Here is a 1517-nt window from a genome sequence, read left to right as displayed (position 1 = left end):
CGAAAGGTCTCTTTTTTTATGCATAAAAACAAAACCGAAGGTTTAATAAGATAAAAACAAATAAAAGTGTAATAGCTTTACGAAGAGAAAGCGTTTGAAGCTGATGAATTGAAAAAATTGAGAAGCGAGTTTAGTTGAGCTAAAAAAGCAAGCAATTTTAGAAAATGAAGAAAGATGCGAGCGCTTGACTCGAAGTGAAGTAAGTTTCTTAGCGCCATGGTAGCAGATTTACGTTCCGCTAGAGTAGAACGTTGCCAGGCAAATTAAAGAAAACACTCCCATCTCAAGGAATGGGAGTGTTTAATATTCAAATTAAAAGTGAGTATAACATTTTATTCTCATTGATATAAATATTTGATGGATCAAAATCATGAACATTATTTTTTAGTTGGTTAAGGTCATCATGATTCTTAAGTTGAATACCGATAATGACAGTACCAGTGTTTTGAGAAGTTTTCTTTAAATATTCAAACTTAGTAATATCATCCTGAGGTCCTAATACATCGTTAACAAATTCCTTCAATGCACCAGGACGTTGAGGAAAGTTAAGAATAAAGTAATGTTTCATCTCCTCGTAAAGTAATGAACGTTCTTCAATTTCTTTCATTCGATTAATATCGTTATTACCACCACTAACTACACATACTACTGTCTTACCTTTAATTTTTTCCTTATAGTGCTCTAATGCTGAAACACTTAATGCACCTGCTGGTTCAGCAACTATGGCTTGTTTAGAGTACATATCTAAAATAGTTGAACAAACAGCACCTTCATCTACTTGAATATAATCGTCTACAAATTTTTTAGCTATATCATAAGTGATATCACCAACTCGTGCCACAGAAGCACCATCTACAAACTTGTCAATATGATCAAGTGTCACTATTTTGTTTTGGACAACAACTGATTCATACATGCTACTAGCGCCAGAGGGTTCGACACCAATAATTTTAGTTTGTGGACTATATTGATTCATATAAATACTAATACCTGAAATCAAACCTCCACCACCAATAGCAGCAAATAGATAATCGAACGTAATTGAATCATTACTTGATTGATTCAAAATTTCTTTTGCTAATGTTCCTTGTCCAGCTATTGTATCTACATTATTAAAAGGGTCGATAAAAGTCATGTGATTTTGTTCAGTATAAATTAAAGCTTCTTTTAAGCAATCATCAAAAGTATCTCCAGTTAATATGATTTTAACGTTTTTAGAACCAAAAAATTTAACTTGTTTAACCTTTTGAAGAGGTGTGGTAACAGGCATGAAAATCACAGCTTTTAAATTTAATGCTTTAGCAGTATAAGCAACACCTTGAGCATGATTTCCAGCACTTGCGCATGTAATGCCTTTTTCTTTAGCTTCACTTGTTAGAACAGAAATTGCATTATATGCACCTCTAAGTTTGAAAGAGCGAACCCATTGTAAGTCTTCTCTTTTTAAATACACATTACAGTCATATTTTTGAGAAAGATAGAGATCGAATTGTAAAGGTGTCTCTTTAACAACATCT

The 1517-nt window shown here is 32.6% G+C and carries 1 protein-coding gene; it reads right to left on the bottom strand.

Features of this window, described 5'->3' with window-relative positions; genetic code table 11:
* Positions 1 to 307 precede the first annotated feature (307 nt).
* Positions 308 to 1517, bottom strand: a 1210-nt coding sequence (gene ilvA / locus HMPREF2715_RS11585; RefSeq protein WP_070840160.1) for a threonine ammonia-lyase IlvA, incomplete at its 5' end; no start/stop codon positions are given.

The sequence above is a fragment of the Staphylococcus sp. HMSC062A01 genome, from assembly GCF_001836805.1.
Classification (GTDB): Bacteria; Bacillota; Bacilli; order Staphylococcales; family Staphylococcaceae; genus Staphylococcus; species Staphylococcus haemolyticus.
Note: the sequence above shows the minus strand (reverse complement) of the source record. Positions and strands in the feature narration are given on the sequence as shown.